The 16,469-nt window shown below is 36.2% G+C and carries 20 protein-coding genes; 6 read left to right on the forward strand and 14 right to left on the reverse strand.

Features of this window, described 5'->3' with window-relative positions:
- Nucleotides 1-3: 3 nt before the first annotated feature.
- From cdaA to ACFSRZ_RS16120, 4 genes are all read right to left on the reverse strand, one after another.
- Nucleotides 4-780, reverse strand: a complete 777-nt coding sequence (gene cdaA, locus ACFSRZ_RS16105) for a diadenylate cyclase CdaA (protein WP_379667602.1) — start codon at nucleotides 778-780, stop codon at nucleotides 4-6.
- A gap of 136 nt (nucleotides 781-916) precedes the next feature.
- Nucleotides 917-1,519, reverse strand: a complete 603-nt coding sequence (locus ACFSRZ_RS16110; RefSeq protein WP_379667603.1) for an ExbD/TolR family protein — start codon at nucleotides 1,517-1,519, stop codon at nucleotides 917-919.
- A gap of 51 nt (nucleotides 1,520-1,570) precedes the next feature.
- Nucleotides 1,571-2,398, reverse strand: coding sequence for a dihydropteroate synthase (gene folP, locus ACFSRZ_RS16115; protein ID WP_379667604.1), 828 nt, complete (start codon nucleotides 2,396-2,398; stop codon nucleotides 1,571-1,573).
- The gene (locus ACFSRZ_RS16120; protein ID WP_379667605.1) at nucleotides 2,388-2,978 is read right to left on the reverse strand and encodes an LOG family protein; all 591 of its coding nucleotides are present in this window, start codon (nucleotides 2,976-2,978) and stop codon (nucleotides 2,388-2,390) included. Before ACFSRZ_RS16120 ends, folP begins: the two co-directional genes overlap by 11 nt.
- Nucleotides 2,979-3,073: 95 nt before the next feature.
- Here ACFSRZ_RS16120 and ACFSRZ_RS16125 point away from each other — a divergent pair, with 95 nt between their 5' ends.
- The 4 genes from ACFSRZ_RS16125 (at nucleotide 3,074) to crcB (ending at nucleotide 6,417) form a co-directional block, all read left to right on the forward strand.
- Nucleotides 3,074-3,607 (forward strand): DUF1599 domain-containing protein, encoded by a 534-nt coding sequence (locus tag ACFSRZ_RS16125; RefSeq protein WP_379667606.1) that lies wholly within the window; start codon nucleotides 3,074-3,076, stop codon nucleotides 3,605-3,607.
- A 153-nt stretch (nucleotides 3,608-3,760) separates the two neighbouring features.
- Nucleotides 3,761-4,729 carry a BT_3928 family protein gene (locus ACFSRZ_RS16130; protein ID WP_379667607.1) on the forward strand — a complete coding sequence of 323 codons (969 nt, stop codon included), beginning with the start codon at nucleotides 3,761-3,763 and terminating at the stop codon, nucleotides 4,727-4,729.
- A gap of 59 nt (nucleotides 4,730-4,788) precedes the next feature.
- A complete protein-coding gene (locus ACFSRZ_RS16135; protein ID WP_379667608.1) occupies nucleotides 4,789-5,823 on the forward strand; it encodes an SRPBCC family protein in 1,035 nt (344 codons plus the stop codon).
- A 219-nt stretch (nucleotides 5,824-6,042) separates the two neighbouring features.
- Nucleotides 6,043-6,417 carry a fluoride efflux transporter CrcB gene (gene crcB / locus ACFSRZ_RS16140; RefSeq protein ID WP_379667609.1) on the forward strand — a complete coding sequence of 125 codons (375 nt, stop codon included), beginning with the start codon at nucleotides 6,043-6,045 and terminating at the stop codon, nucleotides 6,415-6,417.
- Between the two features lie 228 nt (nucleotides 6,418-6,645).
- Here the strand turns inward: crcB and ACFSRZ_RS16145 are convergent, their stop codons facing one another.
- Together ACFSRZ_RS16145 and ACFSRZ_RS16150 are read right to left on the reverse strand one after the other, a co-directional pair.
- Nucleotides 6,646-7,257: a DUF1684 domain-containing protein gene (locus tag ACFSRZ_RS16145; RefSeq protein ID WP_379667610.1), complete on the reverse strand. Its 612-nt coding sequence runs from the start codon at nucleotides 7,255-7,257 to the stop codon at nucleotides 6,646-6,648.
- Between the two features lie 5 nt (nucleotides 7,258-7,262).
- Nucleotides 7,263-7,646, reverse strand: coding sequence for a hypothetical protein (locus ACFSRZ_RS16150; RefSeq protein WP_379667611.1), 384 nt, complete (start codon nucleotides 7,644-7,646; stop codon nucleotides 7,263-7,265).
- Nucleotides 7,647-7,909: 263 nt separating this feature from the next.
- Between ACFSRZ_RS16150 and ACFSRZ_RS16155 the strand changes: the two genes are divergently transcribed.
- Together ACFSRZ_RS16155 and ACFSRZ_RS16160 are read left to right on the forward strand one after the other, a co-directional pair.
- A complete protein-coding gene (locus tag ACFSRZ_RS16155; protein WP_379667612.1) occupies nucleotides 7,910-9,121 on the forward strand; it encodes an MDR family MFS transporter in 1,212 nt (403 codons plus the stop codon).
- Nucleotides 9,122-9,218: 97 nt separating this feature from the next.
- A complete protein-coding gene (locus ACFSRZ_RS16160; RefSeq protein ID WP_379667613.1) occupies nucleotides 9,219-9,596 on the forward strand; it encodes a VOC family protein in 378 nt (125 codons plus the stop codon).
- A gap of 145 nt (nucleotides 9,597-9,741) precedes the next feature.
- On the opposite strand, the gene ACFSRZ_RS16165 is transcribed toward ACFSRZ_RS16160, so the two are convergent.
- From ACFSRZ_RS16165 to ACFSRZ_RS16200, 8 genes are all read right to left on the reverse strand, one after another.
- Entirely contained in the window at nucleotides 9,742-10,461 is a 720-nt protein-coding gene (locus ACFSRZ_RS16165) for a hypothetical protein (RefSeq protein ID WP_379667614.1), read from the reverse strand.
- A gap of 213 nt (nucleotides 10,462-10,674) precedes the next feature.
- Complete coding sequence (locus tag ACFSRZ_RS16170; protein ID WP_379667615.1) at nucleotides 10,675-11,373, reverse strand: CPBP family intramembrane glutamic endopeptidase; 699 nt, start codon at nucleotides 11,371-11,373, stop codon at nucleotides 10,675-10,677.
- A 64-nt stretch (nucleotides 11,374-11,437) separates the two neighbouring features.
- Entirely contained in the window at nucleotides 11,438-11,893 is a 456-nt protein-coding gene (locus tag ACFSRZ_RS16175) for an SRPBCC family protein (RefSeq protein ID WP_379667616.1), read from the reverse strand.
- A 732-nt stretch (nucleotides 11,894-12,625) separates the two neighbouring features.
- Complete coding sequence (locus ACFSRZ_RS16180; RefSeq protein WP_379667617.1) at nucleotides 12,626-13,051, reverse strand: hypothetical protein; 426 nt, start codon at nucleotides 13,049-13,051, stop codon at nucleotides 12,626-12,628.
- A 5-nt stretch (nucleotides 13,052-13,056) separates the two neighbouring features.
- A complete protein-coding gene (locus ACFSRZ_RS16185; protein ID WP_379667618.1) occupies nucleotides 13,057-13,653 on the reverse strand; it encodes a DinB family protein in 597 nt (198 codons plus the stop codon).
- Nucleotides 13,654-13,660: 7 nt separating this feature from the next.
- On the reverse strand, nucleotides 13,661-14,185 hold the full coding sequence (locus tag ACFSRZ_RS16190) for a hypothetical protein (protein WP_379667619.1): 525 nt from the start codon (nucleotides 14,183-14,185) through the stop codon (nucleotides 13,661-13,663).
- Nucleotides 14,186-14,272: 87 nt separating this feature from the next.
- Nucleotides 14,273-15,274, reverse strand: a complete 1,002-nt coding sequence (locus ACFSRZ_RS16195; protein WP_379667620.1) for a helix-turn-helix domain-containing protein — start codon at nucleotides 15,272-15,274, stop codon at nucleotides 14,273-14,275.
- 384 nt (nucleotides 15,275-15,658) lie between these two features.
- Nucleotides 15,659-16,390 carry a hypothetical protein gene (locus ACFSRZ_RS16200; RefSeq protein ID WP_379667621.1) on the reverse strand — a complete coding sequence of 244 codons (732 nt, stop codon included), beginning with the start codon at nucleotides 16,388-16,390 and terminating at the stop codon, nucleotides 15,659-15,661.
- Nucleotides 16,391-16,469 lie beyond the last annotated feature (79 nt).

A 16,469-nucleotide genomic window follows, 5' to 3' on the forward strand; every position in this document is an offset into this window, starting at 1 on the left:
GATTTATTGAACGTCTTTTTTCAATTTTTCCTGCAACTCATCATAATCTGCATACAACTCAAAATTTCCATCTTTGATGTATGAGATCTCTCCGGTTTCTTCCGAAACCAACAAACAAACAGCGTCTGTCTTTTCTGAGACTCCAATAGCAGCTCTATGTCTTAATCCAAATCGAGATGGAATCATAGAATCGTTAGAAACAGGTAAAATCACACGAGTAGCTACCACAAAATTATCCCTGATAATAGTAGCACCGTCATGCAAAGGACTATTCTTGTAAAAAATACTTTCTAGCAAGGCAATGTTAACTTGAGCATTCATAGAATCGCCTGTCTCAACTAAAAAATCAAGACTGTTGGTGCGCTCCAGAACAATCAATGCTCCCGTTTTTGTCTTCGATAACTTCTTGCATGCTTCCAGCAAGACCTCTGTATCTGTATCAGAAGCTATCTCAGACTTTAAAAATTTTAACTGATGTAAGAAATTTCTTCTTGAGGCAAAGTTTGTGGTTCCTATCATTAACAAGAACTTTCGTATTTCTTGTTGAAATACAATAATCAAAGCAATTACCCCTCCGCTTAACAAGTATCCTAGAATGTTACTTAACATTTCCATCTTTAGGATTTGTGTCATCTTCCAGATTAGGAAAATTAGCGCAATTCCAATAAAAATATTAATAGCAACCGTTCCTTTTAAGAGCTTATATATGTAATAAAGAAGAATGGCTACCAGCAGAATGTCTAGTACATCTAAGAAAGAAAAATCAATAAAATCTAACATCGATATTGATTGGTTTCGGGTAAATGTACTAATAAAGTTGCAAAGAGTAAAAAATGATACAAGTATCAATGAGCAATGATCAAAAAACAATGCTCAATTAGCAACTAATTAGAGTAAAAATTCACAATTCGTAATTTTAATTCTGAATTTGAGAATCTGTGATCAATAATGGATATTTCTCTTGTATTAGTTTAATACGATCTCGTAAGAGCTGATTGTTTTCCAACATTTTCTTTTCCTCTTTAACCATGTCTTTATAAGATACTTGATAGGTTTTTAGGGCATATCTATCTCTTAAGATTCCGTAAGCTTTGTACAGTTTATCTAAGACCGATATATAGGTTTCATAATTGGCGCTGCGCACTGCTTGAATATTAATGACAGCTTTTGAAGGATGATCTGAAGAAGTAGGGTCTTTGGCTCCCTGACACCAATCACAAGGCTTTCCATCTCTGTCTGTTCCACCACCATTGTCAACAAAAGCCAAAGCAATTTTTGTCAGCTCATTAATTTTGATCTCCTTTTCTTCTACCAGTAATTGATTGTGTTCATTAATGATGACCTCCAGAAGATTTTTGTCTTTTAAAACAATAGGAGGTGTGTCGTTTTCCTTTCGTGGGAGTTTGGTAAAGATTCCTTGGTCTACATCCATGGTAGTGGTTACCAAAAAGAAAATTAATAGTAAAAATGCGATGTCGGCCATAGACCCCGCATTAATTTCGGGAAGTTCTCTTCTCATAGTTAGTAATTTTTTAGTTTACTGAGAATCAAACAAAAAGAGTGCCGAAACTTATTTTTTTGCTAGCAGTTCTACAACTTTAACACTTTCCATCGCTTCCTTTACATCGTGTACGCGAAGAATATGCGCTCCATTCATAAGTGCAATGGTATTTGCAGCGGTTGTGGCATTTAAAGCGTCTTGCGGAGTTATTTCTAGAGGCTTATACAACATAGATTTTCGGGAAACTCCCACCAAAATAGGAGCATCTAAGTTTTTGAAAAAATCCAGCTCTCTTAATAACTGATAATTGTGTTCTACGGTTTTTCCAAAGCCAAAACCAACATCAATAATTACATCTGCAAGCTGTAATTGATGCAATTGGTTGAGTTTTTCAGAAAAGAACTTTACAAGCTCTGTAGTTATGTTTGTATAGCTTGGGTCTTGCTGCATGTTTTGTGGAGTTCCTTGCATGTGCATAGCGATATACGGAACTTTCAAAGCTGCTACAGTGGCAAACATATGCTCATCCATATTTCCACCAGAAATATCATTAATCATGGCAGCTCCTGCTTTGATGGTTTCTCTGGCAACGCCACTTCTAAAGGTATCTACAGAAATAAGAATATCAGGAAATTTATTGACCAACAATTCAATCACCGGAACAATTCTTTTCAACTCTTCTTCTTCAGAAATATGAGCAGCTCCGGGCCTAGATGAATATGCACCAACATCAATAAAAGTAGCACCTTCAGAAAGCATTTTTTCTACTTGCTGTACAATGGCATTTTCATCTTTGTACTTTCCTCCATCGTAAAAAGAATCTGGAGTGATGTTTAAAATACCCATCACTTTAGGTGTAGAAAGATCAATAAGTTTTCCTTTGCAATTAATTGTCATGCTTCACAACTTTATTTATAACATGACTTTTTAAAGGAGCTTCGTACAGATGCATTTTATCTAACAGATCTTTTGCCGTATCTGCCACCAGCAACATCTTTCTATTAGAAGGTTTTAAGAATCCTTCTTCTACCATATGATCTAATTGTTTGATCGTATGATCAAAATAGTTGTTAACGTTTAAAATTCCGCTAGGTTTTTCTTCTATGTGAAGTTGATTCAGCGTTAACCCTTCAAAAAGCTCATCTAGTGTTCCAAATCCGCCGGGAAGACTTATATAGCCGTCACACAACTTACTCATGATCACTTTACGTTCACTCATGGTTTTGGTTACGATCAGTTCAGTTACATCGGCATTCACCACTTCCTCTTTTTCCAATAACTTCGGAATCACACCAATCACCTTACCTCCCAATTGCATGATTGTTTCGGCTAAAACTCCCATCATTCCTATTTTCCCACCACCATATACCAAAGCAATGTCTCGCTTCACAAACTCGGTTCCCAATTCAATAGCAGCTTGTTTATAAACAGGATTAAACCCTAAGCTGGAACCACAAAAAACAACGATTTTTTTCATAAGAAAAAGTGTAAAACTATTCTGTAAAAATAAATGAAAAGACTCTAGTATTTACTATTTTTACGCGAATACTTTTCAAAGAAATTATAGATTTTATGCCAAATACTTCTCAAGAATATGATGCCGTAGTAGAACAATGTAGAAGTTTGTTCGTTAAAAAAATGAGTGATTACGGTTCTGCATGGAGAATCCTTCGTTTACCATCTTTAACAGACCAGATATTTATCAAAGCACAACGCATTCGTCAGTTACAAGAAAATTCGGTTCGAAAAGTAGATGAAGGAGAACGTTCTGAGTTTATCGGGATTATCAACTATTCTATCATGGCTTTAATTCAATTGGAATTAGGAGTGGTAGAAAATCCGGATCTAACTACAGAAGAGGCAACAGAATTGTATGACAAACACATCAATATCACGAAAGAGTTGATGGAAAATAAGAATCACGATTACGGTGAAGCCTGGCGTGATATGCGTATCAGTTCTCTTACAGACCTGATCTTACAAAAACTATTACGTGTCAAGCAAATTGAAGATAACGAAGGGAAAACCATTGTATCTGAAGGAATTGATGCGAATTACCAAGATATGATCAACTACGCCATCTTTGCGATGATTCATATGAGTTAAGAAGTAAAGAGTAAAGAGGCATTGGGGTTTTTCATTCTTTTTTCATCGATGGAAAAAAGGATAAACAAGAGGTTATCTTGATGTGTCACGTTGTAGATTTACTAAGAAAGAAAACTTTTTTAATAAGTATATCACTTTTAAAAAAATAGAAGAATGATAAAACTATTAGTCCATTTATCCAGAATCTTTGTCGGAGCTATGTTTATATTCTCCGGATTTGTCAAATTGGTAGATCCAATTGGATCTCAATACAAGTTTGAAGAATACTTTGGAGAAAGTGTATTGAATCTCGAATTCTTAATTCCTTATGCATTGCCTTTTTCAATTGTATTGATCATTGCTGAAGTGATGTTGGGAGTAATGTTATTACTCGGATACAAATCTAAATTTACCGTTTGGAGTTTGTTAGGATTAACCACCATTTTCTTATTCTTAACCTGGTATTCTGCTTACTACAACAAAGTAACAGATTGCGGATGCTTTGGAGATGCTATTAAATTAACACCTTGGGAAACCTTCTGGAAAAATGTGATCTTGATAGGACTGATCATTCTCTTGCTATTCAGAGTAAAAGACATCAAAGAGGTTTTATCTAAAAAACTAACTGTTGCCATTACGCTTATTTCATTACTGAGCTTTTCATATATCACCTACCATGTACTCAATCACCTTCCTATCATAGACTTTAGAGCCTATGCTGTTGGAAAGAACATTCCTGAAGGCATGGAATTTCCGGAAGACATGAATGAGTTGCCAGCAATTCAGAATTTTATGCTGGAAGACACACAAAACGATTTGGCTCCGGAGATTCTTGCTATGAATAAGGTGATGTTGATCATCGTATACAACATTGATAAATCGGATAAAGAAGGATTTACAGCTATAAAGAGTACTGCTGATAAAGCCATCCAGAAAGGCTATAAGGTGTATGGTGTTTCTGCTTCTTTTGAAGATGATCTTATCTTAATGCAAAACAAACACGATTTACCGTTCGACTTCCTGTTTTGCGATGAAACGACCTTAAAAACAATGATTCGTTCCAATCCCGGAATTATGACCTTAGAAAAAGGGACAGTTACCGGCAAATGGAATTGGAAAGATGCTGATGATGTGAAATTTTAGGATTTGATTGCTGAAAATTGCTAACTTAGTGGTTATCAACAATCAAAAACTAAGGGAATATGAAAATTTTAAAGTACATCCTCTTATTTTTACTCGTGGTAATTGTAGGAGGACTCATTTATACAGCTACTATTCCTAGCTCGTATGATGTGTCACACTCGAGAGTGATCAAAGCTCCGGCATCAGCTATTTACAATACTGTAAACGATTTAAGAACCTGGGAAGAATGGGGTCCGTGGTATGAAGCAGACACCACCATAACCGTAACCTACGGAGATATTACCTCCGGAGTAGGTGCCAACAGTAGTTGGACAAGTAAAGAAGGACCGGGAACAATGAAAACCATTGCTGTAGAGCCTAATAAATCTATTAATCTAGAATTGGCATTTGAAGGTTTCGATCCAAGCGATATCTATTGGACCTTTGAAGAAGTAGAAGGCGGAACCAAAGTAACTTGGGGAATGAAGGCAGATGATGCTCCTTTTGCATTTAAAATAGGTGCAGCTATGATGGGAGGATGGGAAGGTATGTTTGGTCCCGATCAGGAAAAAGGATTAGAGAATATCGAAAAATTAATGGCTAAAAAGATGGAAGAAGAAAATAGCTTTAGAATTGGAGATGTACAAACAGTAGATCTACAAGGAAACAAGTTTATCGGATTCTTACAACAAACCAGCACAGACATTAGTCATGAAGAAATGACAAAGTTGTTTATGGCCAATATGCCAAAAGCAGGTATTTATGCAGCGCAAAGCGGAATGCAACCAGGAGATTATGTACCGGGTTCTGTATTTACCAAATGGGATATGGAAAACAAAGAAGCAGAGTTTTACATTGGACTATTACTGAATAAAAAACTAAAACCGGGAGAAGGAATGACAAGTATAGACATTCCTAAAGGAAAGGGAGTAATGGTTATCAAACACGGAAAATACGGTGTTGGAGATCCGGAAGCACATGCAAAGATCGATCAATATTTAAAAGACAACAACCTAGAGCCAACCGGATTGGTTTGGGAACTGTATTTAAACGATCCTACAAGTGTAAAACCACAAGATATTCAAACTGGTATTTACTACGCTTTAAAGAACTAGATAGACCACATTCTTAAAACAATATTTTGTCAGTTCGAGCGGAGTCGAGAACTTTTTTGAGTTGTAATTTTTGCTACACCTTGTATCTCGCATCTCGTATCTCGACTCCGCTCGATATGACATGCTTTTAGCCATTGCGAACGAAGTGAAGCAATCTGTTATTTAAGAAAGATGCTTACAAATTAAGATTTCTCGCAATGACGTTTTATATTCGCAGTCATGAAGCAATTATTATTGGTTTTTGTAGGAGGAGGTTTTGGAAGCGTACTTCGCTATCTTCTAGGAAAATACTTGAATAGTTCTGAAACAGGTATTCCTTACGGAACCTTTGCCGCCAACATTTTAGGAAGCCTGTTAATAGGATTTATCTTAGGATTAGCAGCAAAGAATGAAGCACTCACACAAAATCAAACCCTACTGTTAGCCACCGGTTTCTGTGGCGGATTCACAACCTTTTCTACCTTTGCTTACGAGAATCATATATTCTTAAAGAGTGGTGATTTCTCTAGCTTTGCCTTTTATACCATTGCCAGTTTTGTAGTAGGATTTTTAGCAGTTTTTGCCGGAATCTATTTGGTTAAGTTGGTTGCTTAGTTATTAGAAACGAGTAAACACATAAACCTGTAAACACCTAAGCATCTCAACGTATAAACTTATCAACTAAAAACGTATAAACAAATCAACTTATAACCATGCTAAATGTGACTTCGAGAGCATTTCGTATCTCGTATCTCGACTCCGCTCGATATGACAGCTCAATGTAACACCTCAGTCACCAACTTCGCTCAATCTAGTCTATAACCACTAAAAACTAAGTGCTACTTACTTCTTAAAATCCTTAACTCCAGCTTTGATAGCCACATCCAAATGATTTTTTCTCGGCGTTAGCGGACAAGAGTAATCCTCATTATAAGCACAATATGGATTGTAAGTATTGTTAAAGTTCAATACAATTGTGTTGTCGTCCAGAATATTTTTCTCGTAAATATCCATATAACGACCACCGCCATAAGAACTATCACCACTAGTATCATCAGTAAAAGGTAAGAATAAATATCCTTCGTATTTAGGATCCTCATACTCCTCTTTGCTCTTATATACTGTTAAAGAAAGTTCTTTTCCTTGAAGTGTAAATTTTAAAACTCCAAACTCTCTGTACAACGGCTTTCTATCTGTAGTAGTAGCCATTTCAAAAAACGGAGTATCCGGAGTTTTGATCAATTTGGCAGTTACCACATAAGAAGAATCTACAGGGTAAAAATCTAAGCCTTTAAACTTCTTTAGATCTCTCTTCTTTAATGGCGATTTAGAAGCGTCTTTGTACACCGCATTCAGTTCCCTTTGGTATTCAGTTTCACCAACAACAGCTCTTTTTCCTTGAGAATTACAAGAAAAGAAGATAGATACAAACAGAATTAAAAAAAGTTTCTTCATTAGAATTAATTTACGCTCAAATGTAAGGCTTTTATCTTGTTGTTTTTCGGATTCGATGCATCATACAAAATACGAATCGTATCCTTAGCTTTTACTACTCTGTCGAAATACTTTTTGTAATCTTTCTTTTCAATAGTTCTCACACTCTGATAACTTTGTTCATCTACCATAAAATTGAAAGTGATCACATAATTCTCGATGAATCTTCCTTCCAATTCATTCGCCTTGTAATTGTTTACAGCAATTTTAGAGATCACAGCTGTAGTTTCAATACCATTATTCATCAGCTCTTGGTTTTTGCTTTCCTGAAAAGAGTTAGAAATGTATAAAAGAGTGAGTAGCAATGCAATAGCGGCTACAAGTATGTAGCCCGTTTTTATCTTCTTCATAATTTTAATTTTTCTCTAAAATACAGAAAGAAAATAAATTTTTGTTTTTTGAATTGAAATTTTATGTAGCTTTACCGCCGTAAACAACAAAAAAGAATCATGAGGATTGTCAATACATATACATGTAAGCAGTGGATTTCGAAAATCCATAGCCGGACTTTGTATGTGTTTTGATGATATAGAAATAAGATCATTCAATCATAAAAGTCCGGCTATATAGCCGGACTTTTTATTTTAATACAACCCTCAAATCTACTAACACTATGAAAAAATTGTACTTTAATTATTTAGAAACCTTCAAAGGTCTTTCAACAGAAGTTTGGTGGCTGTCTTTGATTACGCTAATCAACAGGGCAGGAACAATGGTAATCCCATTTTTATCGCTGTACTTAACCAAGAGCTTAGGATTCACATTACAAAATGTTGGGTGGATCATGACCTGCTTTGGTGTAGGATCTGTATTAGGTTCTTGGCTAGGAGGAAAGCTAACAGATAAAATTGGGTACTACAAAGTAATGAGCATTAGTTTGTTTCTTACAGGAGTTTTGTTTGTGGCTTTACAATACGTAACCACACTCTTAGGGTTTTGTATCGGGATCTTTTTGGTAATGCTGGTAGCAGATACCTTTAGGCCTGCCATGTTTGTGGCTTTAAGTGCCTATAGCAAGCCGGAAAATAAAACACGTTCTGTTACCTTGATCCGTTTGGCTATTAACCTCGGGTTTACAGCCGGACCAGCCGTTGGTGGATTAATTATTACCTCTATTGGATATCATGGATTGTTTTGGGTAGACGGAATCACTTGTTTGATGGCTGTAGTACTTCTCATGCAAGTATTAAACCCTAAAAAAGCAAGAGTTTTGGATGAGGTAAAAGTAGAAGACCCTGTTTCTGTATACAAAGACAAACCGTTTTGGATCTTCTTTGTAGCCATGTTTATTTTTGGGTTTATCTTCCTACAATATTTCTCTACCATGCCTTTGTATTACAGAGATGTACATCATTTAACAGAGCTGGAAATAGGATTATTATTCGGACTGAATGGTTTCTTTATCTTCCTCTTAGAAATGCCATTGATCAAGTGGTTGGAAGATACCAAGAACTCAAAGTCATATCTCATGCTCATAGGATTGTTGCTTACTGTTTTCAGCTTTATTGTATTACTGATAAGTACATGGGCCGGAGTATTGGTGATTGGAATATTACTGATGACTATTGGAGAGATGATTGCCTTTCCGTTTTCGAATGCTTTTGTAATCGATAGAGCAAAAAAAGGAAACCAAGGAGAATATATGGCTTTCTATAGCATTGCCTTTTCTATGGCTCATATTTTCGGGCACAATTCGGGAATGCAATTGGTAGACAAGATTGGATTTGACAATACTTGGAGTTTAATCACGGCCGTAGGCTTTATTGGAGTCTTGTGCTTGTGGATATTAACCAGAGTAGTGAAAAGAGAAAAAGTTGAAGCATAGCTTTTCATGGTGACTGAGGTTCTCGAAGTCACCATGAAAGTTTATAGGTTGATACGTTGAGAAGTTTATGAATTGACAAACTTTAAAAAGAAAAGAAATGATATTAAACCAAATAACCGTTCCGTCTTTAGATGTAGAAAAAGGAACTAAGTTTTATCAAAAATTAGGCTTGCATCTCATTGTAGATGCAAGACCTAATTATGTACGTTTTGAACTGCCGGATGGAGATGCAACTTTCTCTATTCATTTGGTAGAAGAACTGCCAAAAGGCGACGGCATTTACGTTTACTTTCAAGAAGAAAACTTAGATGCAACAGTTGCCGAGTTACAAGCCAAAGGAATTGAATTTGACCTCTTGCCCACCGATCAACGTTGGTTGTGGCGAGAAGCCAGATTGAAAGATCCGGATGGCAATCAATTGATCATCTTTAGTGCAGGAGAGAACCGTAAAAACCCACCTTGGCGAGTGAATTAAACATCATTCCCTACTGTCATTCCGAACTGAGTGAAGCTCGCCTGCCCTGCCTAGACGCAGGCTGGCTCGAGCAGGGAATCTATCATTCTGTATTGAGAAACAAGAAAAAAGAAACAAGAAGCAAGACGCAAGAAACAAGACGCAATTATTTATCTGCTTTGTTATAAACTGGTTTTAATTCTGGTATTCTAATTAAAAGCCCCTCTGTTGAAATGTCTTTTAGCGCTATCTTCTTTTCATTTACGTTAGTGATTTGAAAAATATACTCACGAGTAGTATATGGATCAGGGTCAATAATGAGAAAAAAGTTCTTATTTTTTTGCCCGATATACCAGTATCCTTCATGTTGCATACTAGGAGAAGAGCTCCTTAATATTCGTTTATCTTTTATACCTTTTGTGAAATAATTATTGTCAAAATAATCATTTGAAAACACCATTTGTATTGTGTCATTTACAGCATAAGACTGTTGCTCAATCAAAAGTTGTATTATTTTTTCTTTAGAAGAATCCAACTCGTGAGAAAGATCTAAGGGAATCAATACTTTGGTAAGATTTTGTCGCTTGATATAAACTTCTAAAGAGTCGTTTCTATAAAGTTTGTAACCAATCTTGGCTGAATCTCCTACTGGTATAATAGAATTAGAAGGTGAGTCAACGATAAACTTTGAAACCGATTCTGAATAGTTGGATAAAAAATGGCACTCAAGTTTGTCAAAATCAACAACAAGGCTTGTAATACCATGAGCATAACCATTTTTAGAAGTCATTTGCTTCTCTTTTACAGTAATCCAAACTCCTTTTGGATTAGTTTCTTTACAGGAAAGAAGCCCTATTAAAAAAAGTAGTAGTAGATGTTTTTTCATTTGTTTAGCAATTTTAAAGATATCTATTTATAACGAAACGTAAGATTTAAAACTCAAGAAAGAAGAAACAAGATTCAAGATTCAAGAAACAAGAAGTTCCCTACTGTCATTCCGACTGGAATGGAGGAATCTGTTGTTTTATAACGAGAAACAAGATGTTAACTATAGCTTTTCCTGTCTCTTGCATCCTGTCTCCAGTCTCTTCTCTCATCCCTAAATCTTCCCCATCATAGACATGGTATTTAACACACAATGTGCAATGATTAAAGGCCATAAATTTCGCCCACCTTTTACATAAGCAATTCCCATTACCAAACCAATAATAGCTACAGAAATAGATCGTTCTGAGATATCATAAGAATGTCTAAAACCAAAGATCAAAGCTTGTAAGATAACGGCAAAAGCTGTGGCAAAAGAAGCATTAGAAAAAGCGCGTTCAAACCAATTGATCAAAAAACCTCTGTCTAGCAATTCTTCCAAAGCCGATTGTATAAGGATAAAAGGAATGATGGTAAAAAAGTGAGGCCAGTTGTCTTTTAAATCGCCAAACTTACTCACGGCGTCTTCGCTGGAAGTATCCGGAGCTAAATCCAAAGAAAATATATTTTGAATCTGCTGAAATATGATGATGCAAATAGGAATAGCAATTAAGATTCCTATGGTAACCAGCAAGGTTTTTAAGAGATTGTCGGGCATTTTTAAGCCCAGGTCTTTCCATGTAACTCTACGTGCTCGCATTCTCCACATGGCAACGATCAACGTAGAAAAAGACCACATCAATCCGTTGGCAATAAAATATAGCTCAGGAAAATAGAGTTCCCGAATTAAGAACATCAAGGATAAGTAGATAACGAGATCCAATACAAAGCCTTTGTAATTGCTTTGTTGAGAAGAAAGCGATTGTGAATTCATAAAGTTTTGGTTAGTGATTAAGTATTAGATGGTTTTACTCATCAAAGGTTACAGATTTATGGAGTTACATAGGAAGATCAGTTTCATTTAAAAATACTTCCAATCTATCAAAAACAGCATTCCATCCCTTAGCAACTCCTTTGTTTTCTTGTTGAGTTTTATACTCTTCTGTAGGGTGAATGATGTGAAAGTTAAGTTCTGTTTTTGTGCCCAATTCTTTAAATACAGATTCAATACAGATGCCTATGGTCATAGGATGAAAATTAGCGATAGATGCTATTTTTTCTAACGGAATAATCTCTGTATAACTTCCTTCAGCAATAAACTCGTTGTTGTTGGGCATTAGCATTGCATATTTCCATGATCCGTTTTTTGTAAAAGAATGTTCTACAATTCGAGTTTCTCCACCAGTAGGATTCCACCATTTCGCAATGTGTTCAGGTGTTTTCCATGCCGCCCAAACCGATGCTATAGGCGCGTTAAGAGTTCTTTTGATGGTAATGGTTTTGTTTGTGTTCATTGTTTTTTGTTTTATCATTTATCTCTTAGTTACAAGAGAAATAGAAATATGACAAAAGAATTATAAGATTTCACGTTGCTCAAGTTTTACTCTCAGTCTGCCGACAGGCAAGACACCGAAATATGAGGCTCCTAATATCTTAGGTCTTGCATTTCGACTCCACTCAGTACAGGCGTTCGGAATGACCACTTGGAATGACAGTACTACAACAACTCCTTGTCATTTCGACAGAGCGAAGCATGAGCGACGAGAAATCTCAAAAAACAGATTCCTGCTCGATCCAGCCTGCGTCTAGGCAGGGCAGGCGAGCTTCACTTCACTTCGACTCCGCTCAGCACAAGTGCTCGGAATGACAGGTTGCTAGTGTCTTGCATCTCGTATCTCGACTCCGCTCGATATGACAGCTCGATGTGACAATAACTCGTCTTGAGTCTTGTTTCTTGCGTCTTGAGTCTTGTATCTTGAGTCTTCCGTCTTGCCTCTCGTTACAAACTCCTAAGTATTAAAGCATGTAAATATATTTTCAATACGTAAATATATTTACAGCTTATAAACCCATAAACTCATCAACGTATAAACAGATCAACATATAAACAGATTGCTTCTCATACTAAAGTACACTTCGATATGCTTCGACAAGCTCAGCACAAGCACTCAGCACAAGTGCTCGCAATGACATCACAGTTATCAATTATAAATGATTAATGACTAATAATCTAACAATCCAACTCACTAAAAATCCCTCACAAAACTCACGCTGTTAATCAATCCTCTCTCAACCTTATAAATAGAAATATACTTGGTGTCTTTACCGTCTGTAGTTACTATTTCATGGTTGATCACATAAGGACCATTTTCCATCTGATTGACAATTTTTACGGATACTCGTTTGTTTTCAAAATCCGATTTAAAAATAGAAGCCAATCGGTCTGATCCTTTTCCCATCAATCGATTCGGGTATGTGTACACTTCTACACCGGAATTGTAGAGTTTTATAAACTCATCGTAATTATGCTGGTTAAAATAGTTCATTCGTTTGTTTACTACTTCTAAAGGAGATAGGTCTGAGTAGTTCTGAGCATCGTTGTTTGTTTGTGTGTTTTCTTTACAGGCCATCAATGCAAAAAACAGCAAGCCTAGGATGATGATTCTTTTCATGGTATTTAGTTTTTAGGAAAATTTGTAGTGTTTTTAATCTCTTCTATCTGCTCTATATGACGGTTTGTGTGTGCTGCCATGTACAAGAAGATTTGATAGGCGTCTACGGTACCAAAGTTTACATAATGGTTTCGCAGATCGTCTTGAGTGCTTTTAAGGTAGTTGATGTGCTTTTCCAAATTATCGAGATAGGTGGTTAAAGTAGCGGTATGGTTGCCATCTGTGTTTTTGGGTTCAAAGTCTTCTTCTGTTGTTGCTTTTTTACTTCTGTCTCGTACGTAGATCATCAGATCTTTATCAGAAAACTTCACATCTTTACGTCTTTCAGGGTTGGCAGGCAGCTCCAAAGACTCTTCCAGTATTTCAAACAATTCAGTAGAAAAGAGCGTTAAGTGTTCTACACATTCTGCAATAGACCAAGAAACTTCATCAGGTTTAAAGTAGAGTTGAGCGCTACTCAATCCTTTGATGGATTGCAGCAAGTTGTCTTTGGATCTATCCAATTCTGTTGTGGCAAAATTTCGTTCTTCTTCAGAGAGCGTGGTAGCGTTTTTACATTGAATGCATAAAAGCAAAATGAATGGAATCATGTATTTTTTCATAAGAGTTCTATCTAATTTTAATCATTCGTTTTGTCAAACCCTTTTCCAAAAAATAGTCCTCAAGCTCTTTGGCTTCACCCACCTTAGAATGGTGAAGTAATGTGAGACCATGAGGACCTTTGGAAAAAAGTAATTCAGGATATGTTTCTATAATGGGTTTTACCAATTCGGTTTTTCCCAGCATGGTTAAGGCAAAAAGATTGGGCCTGGCTCCTTGGCTAATCAAATAGTTCACAATTTCTTTGTTGCCCAAATGTGCTGCGCCTTCTATGGCTTCTTCATAATCGCCATTGCCCCAATCGTAGGAAGTATAGATGAGGTTGGGATGTTCGTTTAGCATCTCTTTTACCAAATCTAGTTTGGAATGTCCGGCAACCACAAAATCTTTGATCAGTTTTGTATCTAATTGCCCAGAGGCTCTTTTCGTTGGATCAGGTTGCTTAACTTTTGATGTAGAAAGTAAATAGCTGGGCACTGCAATGGCAGCTCCTAAGCCTACAAGCGATCCGTAAATAAATTTCTTTCGATTCATGCTGAAAACGGTTTGTTTCCACAATATTCAGTATTCGCAGATCAAAACCCTTTAAAATACATGTATCCTTGAACGAAAAAGAGAAGTTTATGCTTTTCGGTAAGTAGATGGGGTAGCACCCATTACTTTTTTAAATGCTAAGTTGAAAGAGGTAACATTTCCAAATCCGGAGTCGTAGGCAATCGTAGCAATTTTAGCGTCTTTGTAGTTGGCATCTTTTAGTAAAGTTGTGGCTTTTTCTATACGATATCGGTTTACAAATTCATAGAAGTTTTGCTGAGTATTCTCATTCACGGCTTGTGAGATTTCTCTAGATTTTACGCCTAACTTTTCAGAAATGGTTTGTAGGGTAAGACTGTTGTCTAAATAAATTTCTTCGGTGTCAAACAGTGTCTTTATTTTCTGAAACAAGGCTACAGATCCTTTTTTATCCAAAGCAGAACTGCTGTACTTCTGTAGGTTGAATTTATGTCGATTCAAAAACAGATAGCTAAAAGCATAAATAAGCAAGGAGTAAAAGATAGGCCCTCTTATGTAGTAGTGTTTAAAATCGAAGAGGTTTCCTACATAGTGCAGCCAAATGAGTGTGGCTCCAATTAAGATATTTCGGTACCAAACTACAATCTCTCGAGAGGTATTGCTTTTGTTTTTACGCAACAAAGTCCAAGAGAGGATGAGGTAAAACAAGAGATGAAATACTACTAGGCCGTAGTTCCAAAAAGATTCAAAGTTTCCATGTCTGGGAATCACGGGAATCAGAAAGAGAAACAAGAAAAACGGCACAAAATGGATGTAGTCTTTTGTAGAAAAAGAGAATTGTTTGTAAAACAATGTTTTCCCATAAAACCACAAAGCAGGCGAGGCAAATAAGATACCTGAGATTCCAATATTGTTTTGCCAGTTTTCTAGAGGAACGTAATAGTTGAGTACAGATTTTCCTACTCTAATGGTGAGACCTAATAAGAAAAGCGCCAAAAATTTATTGGAGGTTGTATGTCCGTTTTTAAGCGTGAGTAGGTAAAGACTTAAAAAAAGACCTTGCACCAAACCTAGGGAAGCAAGAATTAGGATCAAACCGGTTGTTAACATGTAAGCAATTTAAACATTCTAGACCAGAGACAAAATTCTGTGTTTTGCTAGAAAAATACTTTAAAAAACATGTTTGTTTGAATGAAAAAAGAGACAAAAGGAGCAAGACGCAAGACGAGGAGAGGCAAGAGACAAGATACTAGCAATCTGTCATTCCGACTGAAATGGAGGAATCTCTCATTCGAGATTTCTCGTCGCTCATACTTCGCTCCCTGTCTGCCGACAGGCAAGACGTCGAAATGACAAGGAGTTGTTACAGTACGGTCATTCTTTATTGTCATTCCGAGCTTGTCGAGGAATCTGTTGTTTAGTATCGAGAAACTAGAAACATGACTCAAGAAGCAAGAGACAAGACACAGGATGAGAAATGAGAATAACAATGCTTTATTTATAGTCTTTCCACCATTTTCTTAACTTCTTGTTCAATTCGTTGTCTACTTTTGGGCAGGAATAGAGTCCTAAATCTACTTTCTTCTTTTCCATAAAGGCTTTGATAAATATGGCTGCATAACCACCTTTTTCTGCAGAATCATGATAGTTTGGTAGATAAGATGAGTGAGGATTAAAAAAACATCCGCTGCTTTCTTTGGAATCTAACAATAAAAAGAGCGGTTCAAGATGTTCTTTTTTTACCCAATCAATAGGGAATTTTTCAACCATTAATATCCCTAAAAACAAAGTGTCTTTTTCTGTCTTTAATGAGGTTGAAATACGCTTTATAAATGAAAGAGGAGTAAAATCCTTGGGGCTTGAATAGGGAAGGGGAGAATTCCACCATGACTGAATCAAAGTAGAATCTGAAATAGAGAAAAAAGCCCAATCATTGTTTTCCGTAATAAAACCTTTATTGGTTTTGAATCTTCTTATAGAGCTATCTTTTAATTTGAACGTTACCCAAAACTCAGATATCATTTTACGAGGACCTTCTGAGGTTGCTTGATTCCATTCTTGAGTAAATAATTTAATTCGCTCTTGATTGAGCTGGATAGAATCTTTGCCATATAATTCCTTCTTGATATAGGCTTCATGGACAGTTTTTATATCAATAGGAGTTTGTTTTTTGGGCTGAAAACACCCGAAAAAGAGAAAAGGAAACAGATAAAGTAATTTTTTCATAGGTATATTTTCCCTGAAAAATACAGAAGAAATGGTTGGGAACAAAATAGAGATGAGTTAAGAAATCTTTTTGTTTGAT

Origin of the sequence: Pseudotenacibaculum haliotis (genome assembly GCF_042684245.1) — a bacterium.
Taxonomy (GTDB): Bacteria; Bacteroidota; Bacteroidia; order Flavobacteriales; family Flavobacteriaceae; genus Polaribacter; species Polaribacter haliotis_A.